The organism is Sporosarcina limicola (assembly GCF_014873855.1).
Classification (GTDB): Bacteria; Bacillota; Bacilli; order Bacillales_A; family Planococcaceae; genus Sporosarcina; species Sporosarcina limicola.
The window spans coordinates 1-2,585 of record NZ_JADBEL010000065.1 but is presented as its reverse complement, the minus strand read 5'-3'; the positions used below and the strand labels follow the sequence as shown (position 1 = coordinate 2,585).

Genomic DNA, 2,585 nt, shown 5'->3' with positions numbered 1-2,585 from the left:
ACAGGGTTCTTTATGAACTATAATTATATTCTAATACTATTAACTTCTAGCAATGGAGCGGAATAGACCTTTTCCCCAAATGAGCGTAAGAGCCATGCTGTTGGACAGATTGTAATAAGGCATTTTGCAATTCATTCGTTAAAAAATGTTGAAAGGAATTACCGGTCATAAAAACTAACGAACTTTTGACGGGTATGTTTAACTTTGTGCAGTCTTGTAGCAAAAATTCAATCGAGACCAATTGCTTTTTCGCCTTCTGTTTTGCTCGCTCCAACATACCCTCATGCAGATCAACTCCAACCATTTGAAGTCCCCGTTTTGCCATAGGAATTGTAAGACGCCCTATACCGCACGCTAATTCAATAATAGGTTAATCTGGCTTGGCCCATTCTAGAATCACATTTAAATCCTTCTGGTATCCCTCATATAGGTGGTCATACATTTCAGGATCAGCATATTTCTCAAAGTTCTCTTCAAATACATTCCTGAACATTCCTGAACATTCATTCTTCCCTCTTCCCTTGTGCATTCCAATCGATACTGTTGTGATTGGAAGAGTAATCTTTAAAATTACCTTTCCATCACCCTAACTAACTTTTCTATATAAATGGACATGGATATTCAAACGATTTTATTAGCATTTAGTGCTTATTGAATTTGACTGTCCAAAAAGTTCCAGTTAGATGTACCTATCCAATGAGTTTTATGACTTCTATAAACTTTTGCTGCATAACCTGTAATTTATGAATATCTGGAGTAAACTGATCATCGCTTGTTGCATAAAACTCTGCAAAGTTTTGATGTTTATAGCGGGGTACTACGTGAAAATGAACATGCATTAGTTCATTGAAAATACCACCATTTTGAAGAATCGAAATACCATCTGGCTTTACAAGCTTTTTTATAACATTTGATAAAAGGTGACTAGCTTTTTGTATTTCTAAGTGCTCTTTTGGCGTTAAATCCGTAAATTCTTGCCGATGTTGTTTTGGTAAAATTAGAATATGTCCTTCATTAAACGGTTCATAATCTAAAAAAGAAATTACGTTTTCACTCTCATATACTTTATAAATCGGCAGTTTTCCCTGCGTTAATGAGCAACCAAAACAAGTTTCCATACAGTACCTCCTCGTACAGTAATAGACTCTCGGCATTCGCCGAGCTAGGCAGAGTAAAGGATTCCTTCCCCCGCCAAATTGCATCCCTCCTACTTTGTAGGAGTTTTTTTCATTTCACACACTAGTACGAATTGGGAGTGATGTGTTGGAATATCGTTGGAAAAAGGAACTTCCATCAGATCGTCTTTTTGACTTATTCCAGTCCCAAATTATTTCGGTTTCAGCTAAATTGGGATTGCTCGGAGATGTGGAACAACTTAACGTTGCTGGTGACGGTACGCCACTCGTCACCTCGTCCCACACCCGAAGCAAATCCACTTGTCATTGCCGCGCCCAAGGTATAGAGAAATGTACGCACGCCCGCATCTACTCCCAGCCTGACTGTGACAGTGGGTGGGATAGTGTCATCGTGAGAAATACTTTAACGGGTATCATCTCTACATGATTAATGCGTGCGATAGCCCATATGACTTGCCTTTGTATCCGCTTCTCAATCCGGCCTCATGCCATGACTCAGTTAGCTTTGTCGTCGGTTGGGCTGCATTTTCACAACGATTCAACTTGGGCGCGGTGGATAAAATGCTTCTGGATGCTGCTCATGATGCCGAAGCCATTTATCACTTGTTGGATCAGCAACAAGTGGAACCCTTCATTGATCTAAATAAACGGACCAAGAAGAACAGTGAAACGGCAGGGGATATTCAAATATCACCTGAAGGCGTGCCTATATGTCCAATCGGTAAAAAGATGAAACCAAATGGTTATGATTGTACTCGAAACCGCCAAAAGTGGCGCTGTCCACTAGCGTGCGGAACGAAAAATACATGTGAAATACCCTGTTCTACCGCCAAGTATGGGCGAACCTACCATACGCACAATAAAGATAATTTACGCTTATTCCCTAAGACTTCAAGGGAAACAGAAAAGTGGAAAACCATCTACAAACGACGTACATCTATAGAACGCTCCAACAAACGAGAGAAAATTGAATATCATTTAGAAGCTGGAAACCATCGTTCTACGATGATGTGGACCGTTCGCCTTTTTGGAATCATGATGTGTCAACATATGGATGCTTGGTATGCCCATCGAAAAGAAGAATTAGCCTTTCTTAAAAGTCATATTTTCCCGTCCGCGGCCTAAAATCATTCTTTATTTTTAAAAAGTAAAGAGGTTAGGCTTTTTTGGCATGCACTTTTTTAAACAAATCCAAAAATCGATGCCTTTCATCTCCGAATAAGCCTAACTTCCAGTGAATTTCTGGATATCCAAAGGATTTCATTCTAGAAACTCCGAGAGGCTATACAGGATATAATTGTGGTTTTGGACGTTCCCACGTCTTGCAAGGTTATCCTATCCTGCTAGCCAACATGGTATATGCTATCTGTTCCGAGTTTTGCCTTCTGGTCCTCCGCACAGAACCTCGCGATACCTGCACTACCAGTCAGCTATACATTTCCGCCACTA

Annotated in this window: 3 protein-coding genes; 1 reads left to right on the top strand and 2 read right to left on the bottom strand. The window is 40.2% G+C overall.

All coding sequences use genetic code 11. The annotated features are described in order from the left end of the window. Nucleotides 1-46: 46 nt before the first annotated feature. Nucleotides 47-364, bottom strand: coding sequence for a class I SAM-dependent methyltransferase (locus tag H4683_RS21010; RefSeq protein ID WP_338062517.1), 318 nt, complete (start codon nucleotides 362-364; stop codon nucleotides 47-49). Nucleotides 365-689: 325 nt separating this feature from the next. Continuing rightward, nucleotides 690-1,118 carry an HIT family protein gene (locus tag H4683_RS21005; RefSeq protein ID WP_192600770.1) on the bottom strand — a complete coding sequence of 143 codons (429 nt, stop codon included), beginning with the start codon at nucleotides 1,116-1,118 and terminating at the stop codon, nucleotides 690-692. Between the two features lie 441 nt (nucleotides 1,119-1,559). Between H4683_RS21005 and H4683_RS21000 the strand changes: the two genes are divergently transcribed. Then, nucleotides 1,560-2,261, top strand: coding sequence for a hypothetical protein (locus tag H4683_RS21000; RefSeq protein WP_192600769.1), 702 nt, complete (start codon nucleotides 1,560-1,562; stop codon nucleotides 2,259-2,261). The last annotated feature ends 324 nt before the right edge of the window (nucleotides 2,262-2,585 follow it).